At 63.4% G+C, this 20,537-nt stretch carries 12 protein-coding genes, 2 tRNA genes and 1 riboswitch; of the genes, 5 read left to right on the forward strand and 9 right to left on the reverse strand.

Annotated elements, in window-relative coordinates; translation table 11 throughout:
• Position 1 precedes the first annotated feature (1 nt).
• From infB to rnr, 6 genes are all read right to left on the reverse strand, one after another.
• Complete coding sequence (gene infB, locus P7644_RS12565) at positions 2–2,830, reverse strand: translation initiation factor IF-2 (RefSeq protein WP_404299609.1); 2,829 nt, start codon at positions 2,828–2,830, stop codon at positions 2–4.
• Between the two features lie 24 nt (positions 2,831–2,854).
• Positions 2,855–4,339, reverse strand: a complete 1,485-nt coding sequence (gene nusA / locus P7644_RS12570; protein ID WP_404299611.1) for a transcription termination factor NusA — start codon at positions 4,337–4,339, stop codon at positions 2,855–2,857.
• Between the two features lie 72 nt (positions 4,340–4,411).
• Positions 4,412–5,002 (reverse strand): ribosome maturation factor RimP, encoded by a 591-nt coding sequence (gene rimP / locus P7644_RS12575; protein ID WP_404299612.1) that lies wholly within the window; start codon positions 5,000–5,002, stop codon positions 4,412–4,414.
• Between the two features lie 188 nt (positions 5,003–5,190).
• On the reverse strand, positions 5,191–5,583 hold the full coding sequence (locus P7644_RS12580; RefSeq protein WP_404299613.1) for a thioredoxin domain-containing protein: 393 nt from the start codon (positions 5,581–5,583) through the stop codon (positions 5,191–5,193).
• Positions 5,584–5,722: 139 nt separating this feature from the next.
• Positions 5,723–6,478 carry an SDR family oxidoreductase gene (locus tag P7644_RS12585; protein WP_404299614.1) on the reverse strand — a complete coding sequence of 252 codons (756 nt, stop codon included), beginning with the start codon at positions 6,476–6,478 and terminating at the stop codon, positions 5,723–5,725.
• A gap of 19 nt (positions 6,479–6,497) precedes the next feature.
• On the reverse strand, positions 6,498–8,786 hold the full coding sequence (gene rnr, locus P7644_RS12590) for a ribonuclease R (RefSeq protein ID WP_404299615.1): 2,289 nt from the start codon (positions 8,784–8,786) through the stop codon (positions 6,498–6,500).
• Positions 8,787–8,805: 19 nt separating this feature from the next.
• Here rnr and P7644_RS12595 point away from each other — a divergent pair.
• Positions 8,806–8,890 (forward strand) — tRNA-Leu (locus P7644_RS12595).
• A gap of 185 nt (positions 8,891–9,075) precedes the next feature.
• Positions 9,076–9,160: transfer RNA gene (locus tag P7644_RS12600), tRNA-Leu, on the forward strand.
• Positions 9,161–9,278: 118 nt separating this feature from the next.
• Here the strand turns inward: P7644_RS12600 and P7644_RS12605 are convergent.
• Both P7644_RS12605 and P7644_RS12610 read right to left on the reverse strand, forming a co-directional pair.
• Positions 9,279–11,915, reverse strand: coding sequence for a DUF349 domain-containing protein (locus tag P7644_RS12605; RefSeq protein ID WP_404299616.1), 2,637 nt, complete (start codon positions 11,913–11,915; stop codon positions 9,279–9,281).
• A 165-nt stretch (positions 11,916–12,080) separates the two neighbouring features.
• Entirely contained in the window at positions 12,081–15,761 is a 3,681-nt protein-coding gene (locus tag P7644_RS12610) for a DUF748 domain-containing protein (RefSeq protein ID WP_404299617.1), read from the reverse strand.
• Positions 15,762–16,565: 804 nt separating this feature from the next.
• Here P7644_RS12610 and P7644_RS12615 point away from each other — a divergent pair.
• The 3 genes from P7644_RS12615 (at position 16,566) to nrdR (ending at position 19,321) form a co-directional block, all read left to right on the forward strand.
• Positions 16,566–17,372, forward strand: a complete 807-nt coding sequence (locus P7644_RS12615; protein WP_404299618.1) for a transglycosylase SLT domain-containing protein — start codon at positions 16,566–16,568, stop codon at positions 17,370–17,372.
• Between the two features lie 36 nt (positions 17,373–17,408).
• A riboswitch (ZMP/ZTP riboswitch) is annotated at positions 17,409–17,568 on the forward strand.
• A 34-nt stretch (positions 17,569–17,602) separates the two neighbouring features.
• Complete coding sequence (gene glyA, locus P7644_RS12620; RefSeq protein WP_404299619.1) at positions 17,603–18,847, forward strand: serine hydroxymethyltransferase; 1,245 nt, start codon at positions 17,603–17,605, stop codon at positions 18,845–18,847.
• 24 nt (positions 18,848–18,871) lie between these two features.
• Complete coding sequence (gene nrdR, locus P7644_RS12625) at positions 18,872–19,321, forward strand: transcriptional regulator NrdR (protein WP_404299620.1); 450 nt, start codon at positions 18,872–18,874, stop codon at positions 19,319–19,321.
• 60 nt (positions 19,322–19,381) lie between these two features.
• Here the strand turns inward: nrdR and aroC are convergent, their stop codons facing one another.
• Positions 19,382–20,476 (reverse strand): chorismate synthase, encoded by a 1,095-nt coding sequence (gene aroC, locus P7644_RS12630; protein ID WP_404299621.1) that lies wholly within the window; start codon positions 20,474–20,476, stop codon positions 19,382–19,384.
• Positions 20,477–20,537: the final 61 nt, after the last annotated feature.

Below are 20,537 nucleotides of genomic sequence, written 5' to 3' on the forward strand. Positions count from 1 at the left end.
CTTACAACGTCCGGGCAATTTCCTTGATCTCGAAGAGCTCGAGGTGATCGCCTTCCCTGATGTCGGTGTAGTTGCGCAGCTTGATACCGCACTCGAAGCCTTCCTTGACTTCCTTGACATCGTCCTTCAGGCGGCGCACCGATTCCACTTCGCCCGTGTAGATGACCACGTTGTCGCGCAGCAGGCGGAACTTGCAGCCGCGCGTGACCTGGCCCGAGGTGATGTAGGAGCCGGCAATGGTGCCGATCTTGGTCGCCACGAACACGGTGCGGATCTCGGCCGTGCCGATGGCCTCCTCGCGCTGCTCGGGCGCCAGCATGCCCGACATCGCCGCCTTCAGCTCATCCACGGCGTCATAGATGATGTTGTAGTAGTGCAGCGTGACGTCGTTCGCCTCGGCGTGCTTGCGCGCGTTGGCATCGGCACGCACGTTGAAGCCGATGATCAGCGCCTTGGAGGCGATCGCCAGGTTCACATCGCTCTCGCTGATGCCACCCACACCGGCATACACCAGCTGGACCTTGATCTCGTCGGTGGAGAGCTTGAGCAGAGACGCGGCCAGCGCCTCCTGCGAGCCCTGCACGTCGGCCTTGATGATGATGGGCAGGTGCTGCACCTCGCCAGCCTGCATCTCGGCAAAGACGTTTTCCATCTTCGCGGCCTGCTGCCTGGCCAGCTTGGTGTGGCGGAACTTGCCGGCGCGGTAGGTGGCAATCTCGCGTGCCCGGCGTTCGTCGGAGAGCACCATGAAATCGTCGCCCGCCTGCGGCACCTCGGACAGGCCCTGGATCTCGACCGGAATCGATGGGCCGGCTTCCTTGGCCGCCTTGCCGTTTTCGTCCACCATGGCGCGCACGCGGCCAAAGGTCTGGCCGGCCAGCACCACGTCGCCCACCTTCAGCGTGCCCGACTGCACCAGCACCGTAGCCACAGGGCCGCGGCCCTTGTCCAGCTGCGCCTCGATCACCAGGCCCTTGGCCATGGCATCCACCGGGGACTTGAGCTCCAGCACCTCGGCTTGCAAGAGCACCTGCTCCAGCAACTCGTCGATGCCCATTCCGGTCTTGGACGACACGGCCACGAAGGGGGAGTCACCGCCGTACTCCTCGGGCACCACCTGTTCGGCCACCAGCTCCTGCTTGACCTTCTCCGGGTTGGCCTCGTGCTTGTCGGCCTTGGTGATGGCGACCACGATGGGCACACCCGCCGCCTTGGCGTGCTTGATGGCCTCGCGCGTCTGCGGCATCACGCCGTCGTCGGCCGCACACACCAGAATCACGATGTCGGTAGCCTGGGCGCCACGCGCACGCATGGCGGTAAAAGCCTCGTGGCCAGGGGTATCCAGGAAGGTGACGATGCCGCGCGGCGTCTCAACGTGGTAGGCGCCGATATGCTGCGTGATGCCGCCGGCCTCGCCCGGCGCCACCTTGGCGCGGCGGATGTAGTCCAGCAGCGAGGTCTTGCCATGGTCCACGTGGCCCATGACAGTGACCACGGGTGCGCGCGGCAGCGCCTCGGCCTGCTGGCCGGACACCTCCTCGGCAGTGAAGGCCTCCGGGTCGTCCAGCGCCGCCACCACGGCCTTGTGGCCCATTTCCTCGACCACGATCATGGCCGTGTCCTGGTCCAGCGGCTGATTGATGGTGACCATCTGGCCCATCTTCATCAGCGCCTTGATGACTTCCGAGGCCTTGATGGCCATCTTGTGCGCGAGCTCGGCCACGGTGATGGTCTCGGGGACATGCACCTCGAGCACGCGGAACTCCGCCGGGGCCTGCTGCTGATGGCGCTGCTCGTCCCGATCGTTGCCACGACGCCCCCTGGGGCCGGAACGCCAGTTGCCGCGCCCCACGCCACCACTGCTGTCGCCACGCGTCTTGATTTCTTTTTTCTTGGTGCTGTCGTTGGCCCAGCTCGACGAGAGCTTGGCGGACTTCACTTCCTTGCCGGCGCCCGCAGCCACTGGCGCACCCGCACGGGCACCCGCGCCCGTACCGGCCGCCGGCTTGTGCAGCGTGCCCTTCTTGGCGTCCTTGGCCTCAGCCGCCTTGGCGACTGGCTTGTGCTCCTCCGGCTTCTTGGCCACAAGCACCTTCTTGGGCGCAGCCATCATGGCACGAATGGCCTCGGCCTCGGCCAGGGCCTTGCGACGGCGCTCGTCCAGATCGGCTGCGCGTGCCGTCTCCTCGTCGGCGCGGGCCTTGGATTCGGCCTCGGCCTTGGCGCGTGCCTCGGCCTGCGCCTTGGCGCGTGCCTCGGCCTCGGCCGCGGCCTCGCGCTGGGCCTCTACACGCTCTGCCGATTCCTGGGCCTTTTTCTCGGCCTGCTGGGCGGCGTAGGCGGCGGCGCGCTCCTCGGCGGCGCGCTCACGCTGTTCGCGCTGTTCACGTTCGCGGCGCTGCGTGACCAGTTCTTCTTCCTGGCGGCTGATCAACTCGGCCTGATGGCGGGCTTCCTCCTCGCGGCGGGCGAGCTCCTGCTCCTGCTCCAGGCGAGCCACGGCGGCAGGGTCAGCCGCCACCTCGGGGGCCTCGTCGCGCTTGATGAAGGTGCGCTTCTTGCGCACTTCCACCTGGATGGTGCGCGCCTTGCCCGTTGCGTCGGCCTGCTTGATCTCGCTGGTGGACTTTTTCACCAATGTGATCTTCTTACCCGCGCTGGCCGTGCCGTGACTGGCTTGCAGATAAGCCAGCAGCTTTTGCTTGTCGGCTTCGGTCAGGACATCCGTGGACGAGGCCTTGGCCACGCCGGCGGACTTGAGTTGCTCCAGCAGCGTTTCGGGCGATTTTTTGAGTTCTGCAGCGAACTCGACAACAGTGTTGCTCGACATATTCTGTTCGTACCTCCCTGACCTTTACTCTTGCCCCGAGAACCAGTGCTCACGCGCCTTCATGATCAAGGCCGTTGCATCTTCAGCAGACTGCCCGGTCAGTTCGGTCAGCTCGTCAATGGCCAGATCGGCCAGGTCATCACGTGTATTCACCCCGGCTTCGGCCAGCTTGGCAATCAGCTCGGCCGTCAGGCCTTCAAGATCACGCAGATCCTGCGACACGCTGCCCATGCTCTCTTCGCGAGCGATTTCCATGGTGAGCAGGGCGTCCTTGGCGCGTGCGCGCAGCTCGTTGACCGTGTCTTCGTCAAAGCTCTCGATCTCCAGCATCTCCTGCAGCGGCACATAAGCCACTTCCTCCAGGCTCTCGAAACCCTCCTGGATCAAGATGTCGGCGATCTCCTCGTCCACATCAAGCTTTTCCATAAACAGCTTGCGCGCGGCACCGGTTTCATCGGCCTGCTTCTGCGCGGACTCGGCGGCATCCATGATATTGATCTTCCAGCCCGTCAGGTCGGAGGCCAGGCGCACGTTCTGGCCGCCACGGCCAATCGCAATCGCCAGGTTTTCCTCATCCACCACCACGTCCATGGCGTGCTTTTCCTCGTCGACGACGATGGAACTCACATTCGCCGGCGCCAGCGCACCGATCACGAACTGAGCCGGATCATCGGACCACAGCACGATGTCCACGCGTTCGCCCGCAAGCTCATTGGTCACGGCGTTGACGCGCGTGCCGCGCACCCCCACGCAGGTGCCGATCGGATCGACGCGCTTATCGTGCGAAAGCACGGCTATCTTTGCGCGACTGCCAGGGTCACGTGCGCAGCTCTTGATCTCCAGGAGCCCCTGTTCGATCTCAGGCACCTCGTTGCGGAACAGCTCCATCATGAACTCCGGCGCCGAACGCGAGAGGATGATGGGCGCGCCGCGCAGCGTCAGATCCACATCCATGATCATGGCGCGCACACGGTCGCCGTTGCGCAGGTTTTCCTTGGGGATCATCTCCCCACGGCGCAGGCGCCCTTCCACACGGCCGCTCTCGACGATGAGGTCGCCCTTGTCCATGCGCTTGACGGTGCCGGTGAAGATTTTCTCGCCACGGCTCATGAAGTCGGTCAGCAGCATCTCGCGCTCGGCATCGCGGATCTTCTGCAGGATGACCTGCTTGGCCGCCATGGCGCCGATGCGCCCTATGGGCACGGACTCGACCTGTTCCTCAATGTATTCACCCACCTCGATGTCGGCGATGCGATCGCGCGCATCCATGAGCAACTCCTCGGCATCGGGATTTTGCAGACCTGCATCGTCGGGCACCACCAGCCAGCGGCGGAAAGTTTCATATTCTCCACTGTCACGGTCGATGGACACGCGGATATCTACCTCGCCCTGGTAGAGCTTTTTCGTCGCCTGCGCCAGTGCAGCTTCCACTGCACCCAGGACCACATCGCGCTCGACGTTTTTTTCACGCGAGATGGCCTCTACCAACATCAACAGTTCGCGATTCATGCGATGACTCTCCTGTTTCTCAATCCCTGGCAGGACGCCCCCCGCGAGGGCCGCCCCAAATTTCTTAAACCCTTAGCCAACAGAGCCCGGCTTGGCGCTACGCCCCTTGAAATCCACGATGGGTGCGAGTCGCGCTTCGCGCAGCTCATCGAGCGTGAAGGCGAGCGCCTGCAGCGGTGCCGGCACGCGCTTCTTGCTCACGCGCTGGCCCGGCTTCACCGGGGGCGCATCGCTCCAGACGATCTGCCAGCCACCGGTCGGCACACTCTCGAGCGTGCCGCGAAATTTCTTGCGGTTGGCGGCCACCTGCCCACCGGCCGCAGCACCCAGGGGTTCCTTCAGGGTGATGTCGATCACCTCACCCTCGAAACGCGTGAAATCCTGCTCGTTGCGCAGCAAACGATCTATGCCCGGCGAGGAGACTTCCAGGCGCCTGTAGTCCACACCCTCGACCTCCAGCGCGAACTGCAACTGGCGCGTAACCTTCTCACAGTCCTCGACCGTAATGAATTGCTCGGCCTGCAACGCCTCGGCGCCCTCCACGGGCGCAGACCACACCAAATCGATGGTGATGCGCAACAATCCCCCTGCGGAACGCTCAATCTCCACTAGGTCATAGCCCAACCCGGCCACGGTTTGTTCGACGATTTGCTGCAATGCCACAGATGTGCGCTCTATCCAATTCCAAATGAAAGCCTGACCAGCCGGAAAACCCAAGCCCGCCCCAGACCAAAAAGCAAACGCCCAAAAAAAACGGGCGGTGAGTACCCGCCCGTTTTGGTCGTGAAGTGCATATTATATCCACCAACGCTGCAATATGCAAAGATCAGCGGCACGTATCTTGCATTCCGTCAGTTTGCCACCCTACTTGCCGCAATGCGCTCAAACAGCCTCTGCGCGGGCTCCCCGGCCGCCGGCGCTCCCATATCACCCTGCAGAGCTTGCAACATGCGCGCCAAGACCTGGGCTTGCGGCAGCACCGGCCCCAGAAACCGAGCCACATGGCCATCGGCAATCAAGATAGTGGGAAAGGTTTCCACATCAACATCGCCAACTACGTCCTCTTCGTCTTCCACATCCACCCATGCAAAGCGCACCTGCGGCCAATCACCGGCCAGCGCCTCAAACGCACCGCGGTACTCACGACACACACCGCACCATTGAGCACACAGGCAGACCACCCACCATGACTGCGTCACGCTCAGGGACGATCCAGTTGGCGGCGAAGCGCTCTCCATACCCATGCAATCCATCCTTTGTACTCAAGAGTCGCGCCACTCCCGGGCGCGATAGGCATCTATCGTATCCACCTTCACGGACCTATTACTCCAAGCATTGCAGGTGGTTTGGCCCGACAAGCGGGCATGGCCAAAAGACTCCGCCTCAGCCACGCCCGGCAAACGGCATTTTGGTGGCCATTACGGTGTGGAACATCACATTCGCCTCAAGCGGCAGGTTCGCCATATACAACAGGCTCTGCCCCACGATGGCCACATCCATCAAGGGTTCGGCGGCAATCTGGCCATTGGCCTGCTGCACGCCTTGGGTCATGCGCTGGGCGAGCTCGGTCTCGGCATTGCCTACATCGATCTGGCCAACGGCAATGTCGTACTTGCGCCCATCGAGCGATGCGGCCTTCGTCATGCCCATCACGGCATGCTTGGTGGCCGTGTAGGCAATGGAGTTGGGCCGCGGCGTATGCGCCGAGATGGAGCCGTTGTTGATGATGCGCCCACCGCGCGGCGACTGCGCCTTCATGACCCGAAATGCGTTCTGAATGCAATAGAACATGCCGTTCAGATTGATGTCCACCACGTCCGTCCACTGCTGCACAGACAATTCCTCCAGAGGAATCGCCGGCGCACCCACGCCGGCGTTGTTGAACAGCAGATCAACGCCGCCGAACCGTGCAACCGTACGATCGAATAGCTGGCGCACGGCCTCGGGATCGGCCACATCGGTAGGAACAACCAGTGCGCGCGTGCCGGCGCCGGATTCCCGAGCCACATCCAGGAGCGGCTGTTCGCGCCGGCCGGCCAGGGCCACGCTCCAGCCGTCTCGCAGCAGCGCCAGCGCCGCGGCCTTGCCAATGCCCGTGCCGGCGCCAGTGACGATGGCGATCTTGGAAGACTTCGTCATGCTTCTTCTTTCTTGCGGCTTAGCCGTGCGGCTTGCGTCCCTTGCTTGTCCCCTTGCCGCCCCCCGGGCTGTGCTTCTTGCCAGCAGAGGTGGGGGAGCGGTGCTCTTTGCTCTTGCGTGGCCCCTTGGCAAAACTGCGCGCTGGCGTGGCCTCCCAATGCCGCACATCCTCCACTAGCGGGCGTTTGACCGACTCGCGCCCCTTGAGTGGTGGGCTCGCCCCTATTCCAGCCGCCTCATCCACCAGGCGGAAGTCGATCTTGCGGCCATCAAGGTCCACGCGGCTGACCTGCACGCGCACGCGCGCCCCAATCGTGTAGCGAATCCCGGTACGCTCGCCGCGCAATTCCTGGCGCGCCTCATCAAACTTGAAATATTCGCCGCCCAGTTCCGTGATGTGCACCAGGCCTTCGACATACAAGGCATCCAGAGTCACGAAGATGCCAAAGCTGGTCACGGCGCTGACCATGCCACTGTACTCCTCGCCCAGGTGTTCGCGCATGTACTGGCATTTGAGCCACGCCTCGACATCGCGACTGGCCTCGTCGGCCCTGCGCTCGTTGGCGCTGCAGTGCAGGCCGGCGGCCTCCCAGGCCTGGGTCTCGCGCACGCTGATGCTCCCCTTGCCTGGCCGAATGGCAGGCTCGGCCACCTTGGATGCCAGGCGCTTGGCGAGCTTGAACTGCGCCTCACCCGGCGTAGGCAGGGCCGGCAATGCGTATTTGACGCCTGCCAGAATGGACTTGATAACGCGGTGCACCAGCAGATCGGGGTAGCGGCGGATGGGGCTGGTGAAGTGCGTATAGGCTTCAAATGCCAATCCGAAGTGACCGCTATTGATGGGGGTATAGATCGCCTGCTGCATGGAGCGCAGCAGCAGGGTGTGGATCTGCTGCGCGTCGGGCCTGCCCTTGGTGGCCTCGGCAATCGCCTGGAACTCCTCAGGCTGCGGATCATCCGAGATCGACATGCCCACGCCCATGGCTTTCAGATAGCCACGCAGAATATCCTGCTTCTCCGGCGTGGGCCCCTCATGCACGCGGTACAGCGCAGGGCGCTTTGCCTGCGCCACAAAGTCTGCGCTACAAACATTGGCCGCAAGCATGGCTTCTTCGATCAGTCTATGGGCCTCGGTACGCACGCGCGGCACGATTTTTTCGATGCGGCCGTTGTCATCGCAAACGATCTGCGTCTCAGTGGTCTCGAAGTCCACAGCCCCCCGCGCCTGTCTGGCGGCCAGCAGCGATCGGTACACGTCGTGCAGGTTAAGCAGTTCTCGCACGCGATCCTGATACTTCGCAGCCTCAGGCCCCCGTGTATTGGCTAGCACCGCTGACACTTCGTTGTAGGTCAAGCGGGCATGACTGAGCATGACGGCCGGATAGAACTGGTAGGCCTGCACCTCGCCCTTGGCACTGACCAGCATGTCACAGACCATGCACAGACGCTCGACATGCGGATTGAGTGAGCACAAGCCATTCGAGAGTTTTTCCGGCAGCATGGGGATGACGCGTCGCGGAAAGTACACGCTGGTGGCGCGATCGTAGGCGTCCACATCGATGGCACTACCCGTTTCCACATAATGACTCACGTCGGCAATGGCCACCAGCAGGCGCCAACCTTTTCCGCGTCCGACCTTTGCGGGCTCGCAATACACGGCGTCGTCAAAATCGCGTGCGTCCTCACCATCGATGGTGACAAGCGGAATGTCGGTGAGATCCACGCGGCGGCGCTTGTCCTGCACGCGCACCGAGTCCGGCAGCGCCTTGGCCTGCGCTAAGCAGGCCTCGGAAAATTCATGCGGCACGCCGTATTTGCGCACCGCGATCTCGACTTCCATGCCCGGGTCATCCACCTCACCCAGCACCTCGACCACACGCCCCACGGGCTGGCCAAACAAGGCGGGTGGCTCCGTCAGCTCCACTACGACCACCTGCCCGGTGGCCGCCGCTCCTGTCGCACCTTTGGGAATCAATACATCCTGACCATAGCGCTTGTCCTCGGGCGCCACCAGCCATACACCGCTCTCCTGCAGCAACCGGCCAATGATGGGCTGTTGCGGCCGCTCAATGATCTCAAGCACTCGGCCTTCGGGCCTGCCGCGCTTATCCTGGCGCACGATGCGCACGCGTACACGGTCTTTGTGCAGTACGGCGCGCATCTCGTTGGGGGGAATGTAGATGTCTGGCTGGTCATCGTCACGGATGACAAATCCATGGCCATCGCGGTGGCCTTGCACTGTGCCTTCGATCTCATCCGGAGAAATTTGCGCGACGAAGGCGTCAGAGTACTTTTTTTTGCTATACAATCTATTTCTTTCCTGAAATGCCCAGGTGGCGGAATTGGTAGACGCACTAGTTTCAGGTACTAGCGCTGAGAGGCGTGGAGGTTCGAGTCCTCTCCTGGGCACCAAGTTTAACGAGAACCCGCAAGGGTTTTGAGCAAAAAGGCCACTTTCAATGAAGGTGGCCTTTTGTTTTTTTAGCTTTACCGCATTCGTCCCAATACAACGGAGCGTCCTGCGCCGCGGGCAAAAAAATACTCGTTTTTCCCCAGAGCGCCAAAAAATCCGGCTAGAATCCAATCTTTCCTGAAATGCCCAGGTGGCGGAATTGGTAGACGCACTAGTTTCAGGTACTAGCGCTGAGAGGCGTGGAGGTTCGAGTCCTCTCCTGGGCACCAGAATAGAAAAAAGCCGCTGACCTTCATCAGCGGCTTTTTTGTTTTTCTGCCTACGTCCTGTGATGGAATACGGCGGACGCTTATGCGGCGCCGCCGTCGTGCTCAAGCTCAAGCCCGGTTACTTGCGCAATAAAGCCTTTAGCGCGGTTTGCAGGCGGCGCTCACTGGCCTCGTTGCTGGTGCTGGCAAACACTTGTGCAGTGTCTTGCGCCCAGGTCTGGGCCGGTGCAGGATCATTGCGGCGTGTGAGCATTTGCAGTTGCAGGGCGCGGCGCGCGTCCAGCTGATCGGCCGGCGTGGGCACCTCGGCTGCGATCTCCAGGCGCAGCAGGGCTTGTTCGGCTCCAGCCCCGGCGGGCGCGGCGATGGCCTGGGCCCACGCGGATCGGACACTAGCGGACACCTTGCCGCCAAGTTCCTGCACGCTGGGCAGCTGTTCAACATCCCGGCTCTTCCATGCAGCCATGAGTTGCGTGAGAGCCTCGCCATGGGCCTGGGCCGCAAGCTTGCGCAACGCGCTTTGCGCGTGTTCCATGGCATCACGCTGGGCCCTGAATGCAGCGTCGCCCAGGCGCGGGCCACGCGCCACGGCTACATCACGCTCGCGGCCACGTCCTGCTGCATCACGCGGGATGCGACCATCACGCGCATCGCGACGATCACCCGGCGCACGGCCAGGCCGTGCCTGCTGCGCGGGCTCGGCCTTGCGCATGCCTGGACGGTCATCTCCACGCACGGCCACCACGGGTCGCGCCACGGTGGCAGGAACCGGCTTGGCATCCGCCTCAGGCGCTTCTGTTTCAATAGCTTCCTGCGCTTTATCAGTCTGAGTTTCAGCCTGATTTTCATTGGAACCAGCAACCTTAGCCTGTTCCGTCTGTTCCCTGAGCGCGGATTCCAACGCGGCCATGGCAGCACGGATTTTTTGTGCGTCGCCTGATGCGTTGGCTGCCTCCAGGGCCTTGGAGGCATCCAGCACCGCGCGATCGCGCACGCTCAGCTGCGCCGCTCCGCGCTCGCGCTCGGCCGTCTTGCGATTGAAGGCTTCATCGATAGGCTTGCGGAAGGCATCCCAGAGTTTTTGCTCTTGTTTGCGATCCAGGGGCACGGTCTGTGCCTCCGCCTGCCAGCGCTGCTGCAGTGCCTTGATGGCATCGATGCGCAATGAGGCTGCAGCGCCCAGCGATTCGGCCTCTGCGATCATGGCCTGGCGCAGCTGCAGGCTGGTCTTCTGTGCCGCCTCCAGCGGTGCTGCGGCGGCTGCCAGGGCCTGCTTCCACAAGGGCTGCAGCTCGGCAAACATCTTTTCGCTCACATGCCCACCGGCGCGCCAGCGCTCGCCAAACTGGTGCAATGCGCGGTTGACGGCCTTCCAGTCGGCTGCCGCAGCACCGGCCTGCGCCTGCGCCCAATGGGTCAGCTCTTCAATCAAGGCCATGCGCTGCGCACGGTGCTCGGCCCCTTCGGCACGCACCTTTTCGAGCCAGGTCTCAACCACCTTGTGGGCCGCGTTGCAGGCATCGTCAAATTTTTTCCACAGGGCATGGTTGGCCGGCGCGCCCTGGTCGGCCTGTTTCCATTGCTCGCGCAGCTGGCGCAGCGTTTCCTGCATCTTGCGGCCGCCCAGTGCCTGCCCGTCGGGGCGTCGCAGTAGGGCCTCAGCACGCGCCACCAGATCTTCGCGCAGCTGATCGGCGCTCCAGCGCTGCCACCCCTCCAGTTCACCAGCCGCCACCAGTGCCGCATGCACCTTGCGTTCAAGTTCGCCGTCGATGAGCCGGCCATGCACTTTCAACACGGCGCGCAGCGCCGTGGCGGCACCGGCACTGGCCTTGCCGTGCCCCTGTGCCGTTTCCTGCTCCAGCTTGGTCAGGGCCTCACGTACCGCCTGTACGGCCTTTTCACGCACCTCGGGATCGACCTTGGGCTTGGCTGGTGCGCGGACGGGCGCGTTCGCCGCCGCTGCCTCGGCAGGCAGCCCGCGTGCCTGGCGCAGCTCGTCGGCCCATACCGGAACAGGCGGCAGCGGCGCTGCCTCATCCTGCGCAGCCATCACGGTCAACGCCAACGCCGACTGAAATGCTTCCCATACCACCAGCAACTGGCTGCGCGAGGACTCCAGCTGCGTGGGAAAGCGCGCCTCCACGCTGGGCCAGGCAGCATCGCCCGTCAAGGCCTGCGCCTGCTCTTGCCAGCGGTCCACGTCGGCCGTCAAGGCCTCGAGGGCGGACTGGGCATCCTTCCACGGCTTGGTGGACAGTACCTCGATGCGCTGCGCAAGCAGCACCGCCGCCTCGCGCTGCACCTGCACGCGGTGCTGCAGGTCTTCAATGGTCTTCACGCGCTCGCTCAATTGCGTCTTCAGCGCCGACAAGGGCTCGCGCGACAGAGGTGCGCCGGCCTTGGCCGCGTCGCGCTGCCAGGCCAATGCATCGGCAATGTTCAACTGCGCGGCCGCCAGCAGCGCCTCTGCCTTGGCCTGCCACTCCGCGGCGATGACAGCCTGGCCCTGGGCGCGCCGGATTTCATCCAGACGCTCGCGTACGGCCCTCGCAGCGCCCTTGTCCCGGGCACTGAGCTCCTTGAATACTTCCTGCAATTTGTCGGTGGCAGGCTGGGTGGCAAGCCAGTCGCGGATGCGCGCCGAGCGCTCGCCGGACGTGGCCGCGGAGAAGGCGCCGCCTGTCAACGCATCCAGGGGATGCGGCTCACTGGTTTTGGCTTGGACCGGGGTCGCTTCGGGTGCGTCGGACATTTTGCTGCGAGTAGAAAAAGGAAACATGAATCCAATGTGAAAAATGGCGGGCTGGCTGCCGCAGCCAGCACCGGACCAGGGCATGAGGCCGAAGCCTGCCCTCGGCGAAACCGCTATTTTCGCCGGAATTGAGCACGCGGCTTTTTGATCCTGCTTCGGAGACCTTCAACGCGTGGCCAATATGAGCTCTGCCTTGGGCGTCCATGCCGCCTCTCCCTCTCCTTCAGGCTGCAGTTTGGCCGCCCCCACGAACAGCCGCTCCACAGGGACCTGTCGGCTCGCCAGGTAGTCGCGTACGGCGACACTGCGCGCCAGTGCCAGATCCGGCATGGCGTTGTCTGGCACCGTGATGCTCTTGAGCAACAGAGCCTCCATCTCGGCCAGCGGCAGGTCCTTGGCCATGCCGACCAGATTGCGCGGCTTCTTGATGTCCGCGCGCTGGTAGGCCTCCTTGAGCAGCGCCGGGTATTCGGCATCGCTCACCGACGTCACATCGGTCGCTGATGCGCCGGCACGGGCGGCTGCACGGCGCTTTTGCGCCAGCGCCAGGTCACGCAGGCGCAGGCGCTTCCACGCATCCTGCTCGGCCTGCGGCTGGGCCCAGCCCACCACGGTGAGCTTGAGTGCGGGGCGGTCGCTCAGCTGCTGGGCAATCTTGTCGAGCAATTGCCGCGCCTTGTCATCCAGCGCGCTGCTGCCCAGAGCAAAGACGACGACGCCCTGCTCGCCCGCCCCCTCGAATGCGCCGGCCAGCAAAGAAAACGGTGCGGTGATGGCCTTCATGATGAGATTACCAATCACTTTGAGGATGACGCCCCCCAGGCTGAATTGGGGATCGTTGAGCGAGCCGCTGATGGGCAACTGCACATCGATGACGCCATTGCGATCGGCCAGCAGCGCCACGGCCAGGCGCACCGGCAGGCTGGCGGGCGCTCCTTGCACAGGCTCGCCGAAGGCCAGCTGGTTGAGCACGAGCTTGTTACTGGCCGTGAGTTCGCCGTTGGGCAGCACCTTGTAGGCGACGTCCATGCTCAGCTTGCCGCGTTCTATGCCATGGCCCGCATACTTGATGCTGTAGGGCGTCAGCGGCGGCAGTTCCAGGTCGCGCATGCGGCCTTGTATGTCCAGCGCCAGCGGTTTGGCCAGCGGATTGAGCTTGCCGCTCACCTCCAGCGAGGCCGTACCCTGGGCCCGGCCACGCAGTTCCAGATCGGCCATTTGCGGCCCTGCCCCTGGGACTGCGGGCACGGATGAAAACGCACTGAGCTTGCCCGTGAGCTCGCTCAAGTCGGCCGAATAGTTGGGCTTGATGAAGAAGTCGGAAAAGCGCACCGAGCCATTGGTCAATGCCACCGGGCCGAAGTGAATCACCGGCGCCATCGGGTCGGCCTGCGCCAGCGCAGCCGGTGCCGAGTCTGCTGCGGCCGGCCTGGCACCAGCGGCACTCGCTTGCTGCACGGCCCCCTGCTCCTCTGAAGCAGCCCCTTTGCGAATATCCTGAAGATTGATACGGCCGTTTTCATGCACGATGACGCGCGCAAAAAAATCGCTCAGCGCCGCTTCCTGCACGTCCAATGCCAATGGCTTGCCGGGCTTCAGGTTCACGGCCAGGCCACGCAACGCCAGAGACTTCCAGCGCAGCAACTCCTCGCCACGCTGGGCAACCGGCGTGCGGCGTTCATCCTGCCCACCGCTGGCGTCAGCGTCCTTGGCCCGCACCCGCACCTCGTCCAGGGACACATTCCCAGTGACCGACACCAGCGGCCCCGCCTTCTCCTGGACATAGCGCAGCCCGCCATTGAAGCTGCCATCGGCACGTAGAATGTCCACGTTCAAGTCCGAGGCGATATACGGCTCCAGGGCATGCAAGGGCAGCTGCTGCGCGCGCAGCTTGCCCTGCACGCTCAGGGCCGGATTCATGGCCAGCGAGCCCTCCCAGCGCAATCGGCCCGGCTCTATCCGGCCCGCGGCCACCCGCGTATCCAGTTGCACCGCGGCCGGGGACAACTGGCCATCGGCATAAGAAAGATCCCGTACGCGCAACTGCAATGCTGAGGCATTGAGCGCAACCGGGCGCGCCGGCATCTCATCGCGAAAGGCAAGGTTTGCGCCATCGACCTCCAGGGCCGAGAGCTTCAACGCCCAGGGCGTTGAAGCTCTCTTCGGAGCGGAAGTTGGCTGCGGCGCTTGCGCAGGCGTCTCGACCAGCCATTGCTCGAACATCCAGCCGCCCCTGTGCACACGCGACACAAGCACCCGGGGCTGGCGCAAAAGCACCCGCCCCAGCGTCACCCGTTGCTGCGGCAGCAGCACCAGGGCATCGCCTACCTCCAGACGCCCCAATTCGGCCACCGAGGTCTTGCCGGCATCCACGATGCCCGCCCTGCGCAGGGTCTGGCAGTCCTCCCCTGCCGCGCAGGACAGGGCCAGTGTGTCGAGTGACAGGGTAGCCACCTTGGCAGCCATGAAAGCACCATGTTTGGCCAGGCCGAGATCGGCGTCGAGCATGCCACTTACCCCAGGCTTGAGCACACCGGCCAGATACGGCGCTGCCATGGCCAATGGCAATCCACGCAGGGATACTGCCGCCTGCGCCTGCACATCCGTGGCCTGGCCCGCAACCGCCAGCCGCGCCGCCTCCCCCCTGGCGCCGCCTCCGGTGAGCTGCGCACTGGCACGAAACAGCAACGGCTGCTTAAAGGGTAGCGCGATTGCGGTTGCCTCCAGCTGCAGCTTTTCAGCTCGCCACGCCGCCTTGCCGCCAGGCAGGCTGGCATCCAACCAGTCCACGCTGGCATCGTGCAGCCCCAGACGCCCAAGCCGCATCTGCCACGGGGCCTCCTGCCCCGCTGAAACGGGCGGAGCCCTGGAGGAAGCTGCGTCTTCGGCCTTCTGGCTCAGGCCGGGCAGCTCCAAGGCACCCGAGGCATCCCTGCGCAAATATGCATGGACACCGCTCAAGTCGATGGATTCAATATCCACGACGTGCGCCAAGGGCTGCAGTTCCTTGAGCACCACCTGCAAGGTCGTGAAATCCAGCCAAGGCTGTCCAACAGCATCGGTGGTCTGAACCCCTTGCAGCCGCACCCCGCCGCTGATCTTGAGTTGGGGCGCGACAGTCTGTTCGAAGTCCAGCTTCAGGTCTGCACTGAGCACCCCGGTTTTGAGGCGCACCGGCACGCCACTCGGAATGTAGGCGCCGAAAGGCGCCAGATCAAAACCATGGATTTGCAGCTTCAGGTCCGTCTGGCGGCTCTGTGCAAAGGGCGTGGTCTGGGCCGCGGAATCGAATGCGCTGCCGTTCAACTCGAATGCCAACCGTGGCGTGACCTTGACCTCGCGGTCGGCGGAAAAACTGCTCAGGAACGGTATGTCCAGCTTGAGTCCACGCAATGTATGGACTTTCTCCACGGTTCGGTCATCGAAGTCAATGGCTCCGCCATGCAATGCGATGTTGTACAGCGCAAAACGCAGCGGGGATGACTGGTCATTTTCGGATTGAGGGCGCTGCGCGAACCGGGCCAGCACATCGTCGAAGTCGTAGTGACCCGGTGCGGTCTGGGTGATATGGAGCACCGGATCATCGACTTGCATCGCGTCTATCACCGGCGCCAGGCGCCACAGTGACTGCAGTTCCGCATCTATATAGATACGCGCAATCTGCACCTGGGAAGTCTTGCCATCCTGGGATGCGATGGCCAGTCCATGCACCGCCGCTTCCAGAGACCAGGGAAAAATTTCCACCTTGGAGACGGTAACCGCCCGGCCCAGCACCTCGGACACATGCCGCTCTATCTGAGCACGCACTATCGGCGGCGCCCCCAGCCAGGCAAGCAGCCACAGCATCAGCAGACCACCCACAAGCCACGCGGCACGCCTGACCCAACGGTTTGTTTTAACTGTCTGAACGAGTTGCGACACGTGACACCCTATCCCTGGAGCTTCAAGCACGATTGAATCAGCGAACGCCCAAGTGTCAGTGTAAAAAATGCAAAAAGAAAGCCCGGTGAACGGAGTCCTTCCGTACACCGGGCTTGACGGCAGACACAACGGTCTTTTGCCATCTTTTGCGCCGTGGAGATGCTCGTCCCCGGCGCAGGAGGCAAGGTATTGCCTCCAGGGTTTGCCTTGGAAGCGATGTACCGGTTGCTCGATGCGGCACAGACTGCCGTTCATCCAGTTGGTTTCGCCTCTTCCGGCGGACGCCTGAATCCTCAGGCAACTCTAAGGTAACAAAACCTGGGGATTCTTTCCAACAGCTTCTGCCAATAGCAAAGGCGTCTCGATTGCTGCTTTCATTTCGCTGTCATTACTGCAACCAACTGCTGCACCACCACACTCTTTTCCAGCCGCAATCCGCGTTTACATACAGTTTGTTTACTACTTTTTTATATATCAATTTTTCTTAATAGTATTGACTGTGAATTTGTGACGCCCCTAGAATCCGCGGACCTTCAAAAACAGGCCCGTACAAACCCTAGCCGTAACCCGACACCGGCAAGGGAAGTCCGCAAGCTTCCATGACGCCACGCGCCATGGCACGGACTGAATGGCAGACCAATCCAGGCCAGAAAGCTGGCAAGACCGAGCCCTACAGCGCATATTTCAGGCGCTGCAACTTTCAGGGCCCGACCTCAGAAAGGAAAAGCTATGACAGCGTCAGGAAAAGTGATTACCGGCGTGCGCACCTTTGCCGCCGACGTGATCAACGGTTTTCTTGAAATCACACACAACGGCTTCGCCCTGCTCGGGCTGGCCGTTGCCTTCGCCGCCATCACCCTGACGGCTCGCGCCGATCTGCGCCAAGCCGGCGAAGAACAACTGCGTGGCTGGCTCCATGCACGCCAGGTTGAGGCTGTCGGCTTTCCCTTGGAGCCGAGCGCAAGCGAGCGCGCGATGGCCATCAACCCCAAGGAATTACCGCGCGAGCAGGCCGCCGTGGCCTACTGGCTGAGCAAAAAATACCGCGTCGCCCCCGAGCCCCTGGCCGCTCTGGTGACCGAGGCCTACGAAGTCGGCAAGCGCACCAAGCTGGATCCGACCCTGATTCTGGCCATCATCGCCATAGAGTCGAGCTTCAATCCGTTTGCACAGAGTTCCGTGGGCGCCCAAGGCCTGATGCAGGTGATGACCAGTGTGCATACCGACAAGTACGAGGGCTTTGGCGGCCAGTTGGCCGCGTTCGACCCTGTGGCCAACCTGCGTGTGGGCGTGAAGGTGCTACAGGAATGCATAGCCCGTGCCGGCTCGCTGGAGGGTGGCCTGCGCTACTACGTGGGTGCGGCCAATCTGCCCGATGACGGCGGTTATGCCGCCAAGGTGCTGGCGGAACACTTCCGTCTGCGCCAGGTAGCTGGCAGGCCTGCAGCAGACGTCAAGCCGAATTTGTCCACCAAGGCCCCCGCAGCACAGCCAGCCGCCGAGAAGGTCGCACTGCTCGGCGGCACTGGAGGCTGAGAGTGCGCGCAGACGGCAGGCGCTGTCCGCTACACTAACGGGGCACGCAACTGGCGATAGGCGCGCATGGCCCACGGGCCGCGACGCTGACGTGGAAACCGGCAGAGACCCTTTTTTCTGCAAACCACTGGGGAGCGTGCCGCGCGGAAGAGCATCCAAGCCCCGCAGCGATCCGTCGTTCGCCTGGGCAGCCCTTGATTGCCAAGGGACTCTTAGTTCATCGGACTGCCATGTATCAACGCAATATTCTTGTCGAACAAACCGATCCCAAGGTGTGGGCCGCCATCCAGGCCGAGAACCGCCGCCAGGAAGAGCACATCGAGCTGATCGCGAGCGAGAACTACGCCTCGCCCGCCGTGATGGCCGCGCAGGGCTCGCAGCTCACCAACAAATACGCCGAGGGCTACCCCGGCAAGCGCTACTACGGCGGCTGCGAGAACGTCGACGTGATCGAGCAGCTGGCCATCGACCGCATCAAGCAGCTGTTCGGCGCCGAGGCGGCCAACGTGCAGCCCAATTCGGGCTCGCAGGCCAACCAGGCCGTGCTCATGGCCTTCCTGAAGCCCGGCGACACCATCCTGGGCATGAGCCTGGCCGAGGGCGGGCACCTCACGCACGGCATGGCGCTGAACATGAGCGGCAAGTGGTTCAACGTGATCTCCTACGGCCTGAACGAGAAGGAAGAGATTGATTACGACGCCTTCGAAGCCAAGGCGCGCGAGCACAAACCCAAACTCATCATCGGCGGCGCCTCGGCCTACGCTCTGCGCATCGATTTCGAGCGTATGGCGCGCGTGGCCAAGGAAATCGGCGCCATCTTCTGGGTGGACATCGCCCACTACGCCGGCCTGGTCGTCGCCGGCGAGTACCCCAACCCCGTGCCTTTCGCCGACGTGGTCACGTCGACTACGCACAAGAGCCTGCGCGGCCCGCGCGGCGGCATCATCCTGATGAAGGCCGAGCACGAGAAGGCCATCAACAGCGCCATCTTCCCCGGCCTGCAGGGTGGCCCGCTGGAGCATGTGATCGCCGCCAAGGCCGTGGCCTTCAAGGAAGCACTGACGCCCGAGTTCAAGGCGTACCAGCAACAGGTGGCCAAAAACGCCAAGGTGTTCGCCGAAACGCTGACCCAGCGCGGCCTGCGCATCGTCAGCGGGCGCACCGAGAGCCATGTGATGCTGGTGGATCTGCGCGCCAAGGGCATCACCGGCAAGGCCGCCGAGGCGGCGCTGGGCAAGGCCCACATCACCATCAACAAGAACGCCATCCCCAACGACCCCGAGAAGCCCATGGTGACCAGCGGCATCCGCGTGGGCACGCCGGCGATCACCACGCGCGGCTTCAAGGAAGAGGAAACGCGCATCACCGCCAACCTGCTGGCCGACGTGCTGGAAAACCCGAACGACGAGGCCCACCTGGCGGCCGTGCGCGCCAAGGTTAACGCGCTGACCAGCCGCTTCCCGGTCTATTGCTAATCCGCGAGCACAAGCGCCGCCGCGATGAAGTGCCCGTTCTGCAGCCACCAGGACACCCAGGTCATCGAGACTCGCATGTCCGAGGACGGGGACTGCATCCGCCGCCGGCGCCAGTGCGGCGCCTGCGAAAAACGCTTCACCACCTATGAGCGGCCGGAAGTCAACTTCCCCGCTGTCGTCAAGAAAGACGGCCGCCGCGTGGAATACGACCGCCACAAGCTGCTCGGCTCCTTCAAGCTGGCGCTGCGCAAGCGCCCGGTGAGCACTGTGCAGATCGACTCGGCCATCGAACGCATCGAAGAAAAGCTGCTGCATCTGGGCCAGCGCGAAGTGATCTCCAGCCGCATCGGCGAGCTGGTCATGCGCGAGCTGAAGAAACTCGACAAGGTGGCCTACATACGCTACGCCAGCGTTTACCGCAGCTTCGAGGACATCGACGAGTTCCGCGCGCTCGTCGACGAAGTGCGCAAGTAATTCACTACATATTCAATAGCTGCCAGCGCTTGAGCATCAAGCGCTGGAGCCGTTTTTCACTCAGATACTGGCGGGAATCGGCGGCACGGCCTTTACCACGTCGCCGCACTGCGCGCGCTGGCGCAGCGCATGGTCCATCAGCACCAGCGCCAAGAGCGCCTCGGCGATCGGGGCGGCGCGTATGCCCACGCAAGGGTCATGGCGGCCCTTGGTCACCACCTCCACCGGCTGGCCATCGATGTCGATCGAGGGACGCGGGCTCAGGATGGAACTGGTGGGCTTGATGGCGATGGCGACCTCAATGTCCTGCCCCGTGCTGATGCCGCCCAGCACGCCGCCCGCGTTGTTACCGGCAAAACCCTGGGGGGTCAGCGCGTCGCCATGCGTGGTGCCACGCTGGGCCACACTGGCAAAGCCGGCGCCGATCTCCACGCCCTTGACGGCGTTCAGGCCCATCATGGCGTGGGCGATGTCGGCATCCAGTCGGTCGTACAGCGGCTCGCCCAAGCCCGCCGGCACGCCGGTGGCCTGCACGCGCAGGCGCGCGCCGCAGGAGTCATGGGCCTTGCGCAGCTGGTCCATGTAGTCCTCGTAGCGCTGCACATCGGCCACGGGGGCGAAGAACGGATTGTTCGGCACATGCTCCCAGCCCTCGAAGGGTATGGGCAGCTCGCCCAGCTGCGTCATGCAGGCACGAAAGCGTGTGCCGTATTTTTCCGCCAACCACTTCTTGGCCACGGCGCCGGCGGCCACGGTGGGCGCCGTCAGGCGCGCCGACGAGCGCCCGCCGCCGCGCGGGTCGCGCAGGCCGTACTTGTGCCAATAGGCGTAGTCGGCATGGCCGGGGCGAAAAGTCCGCAGGATATCGCCATAGTCCTTGCTGCGCTGGTCCTGGTTGCGGATCAGCAGCGCAATCGGCGTGCCGGTCGTCCTGCCCTCGTAGACGCCCGAGAGGATCTCCACCGCGTCGGGCTCATTCCTCTGCGTGACATGGCGGCTGGTGCCGGGGCGGCGGCGGTCCAGGTCGGCCTGGATGTCGGCCTCGGCGAGCGCCATGCCCGGCGGACAGCCGTCGATCACGCAGCCAATGGCCGGGCCGTGGGATTCACCGAAGTTGGTGACGCAAAAAAGGGTGCCAAGTGTGTTGCCGCTCATAGGAAGGCGATTATCCCAGAGCGCTTGCAACTATTAGAAATATAGCTACCAACGCTTGTCA

Source organism: Alicycliphilus denitrificans, from assembly GCF_044792555.1.
GTDB lineage: Bacteria > Pseudomonadota > Gammaproteobacteria > Burkholderiales > Burkholderiaceae_C > Alicycliphilus > Alicycliphilus denitrificans_A.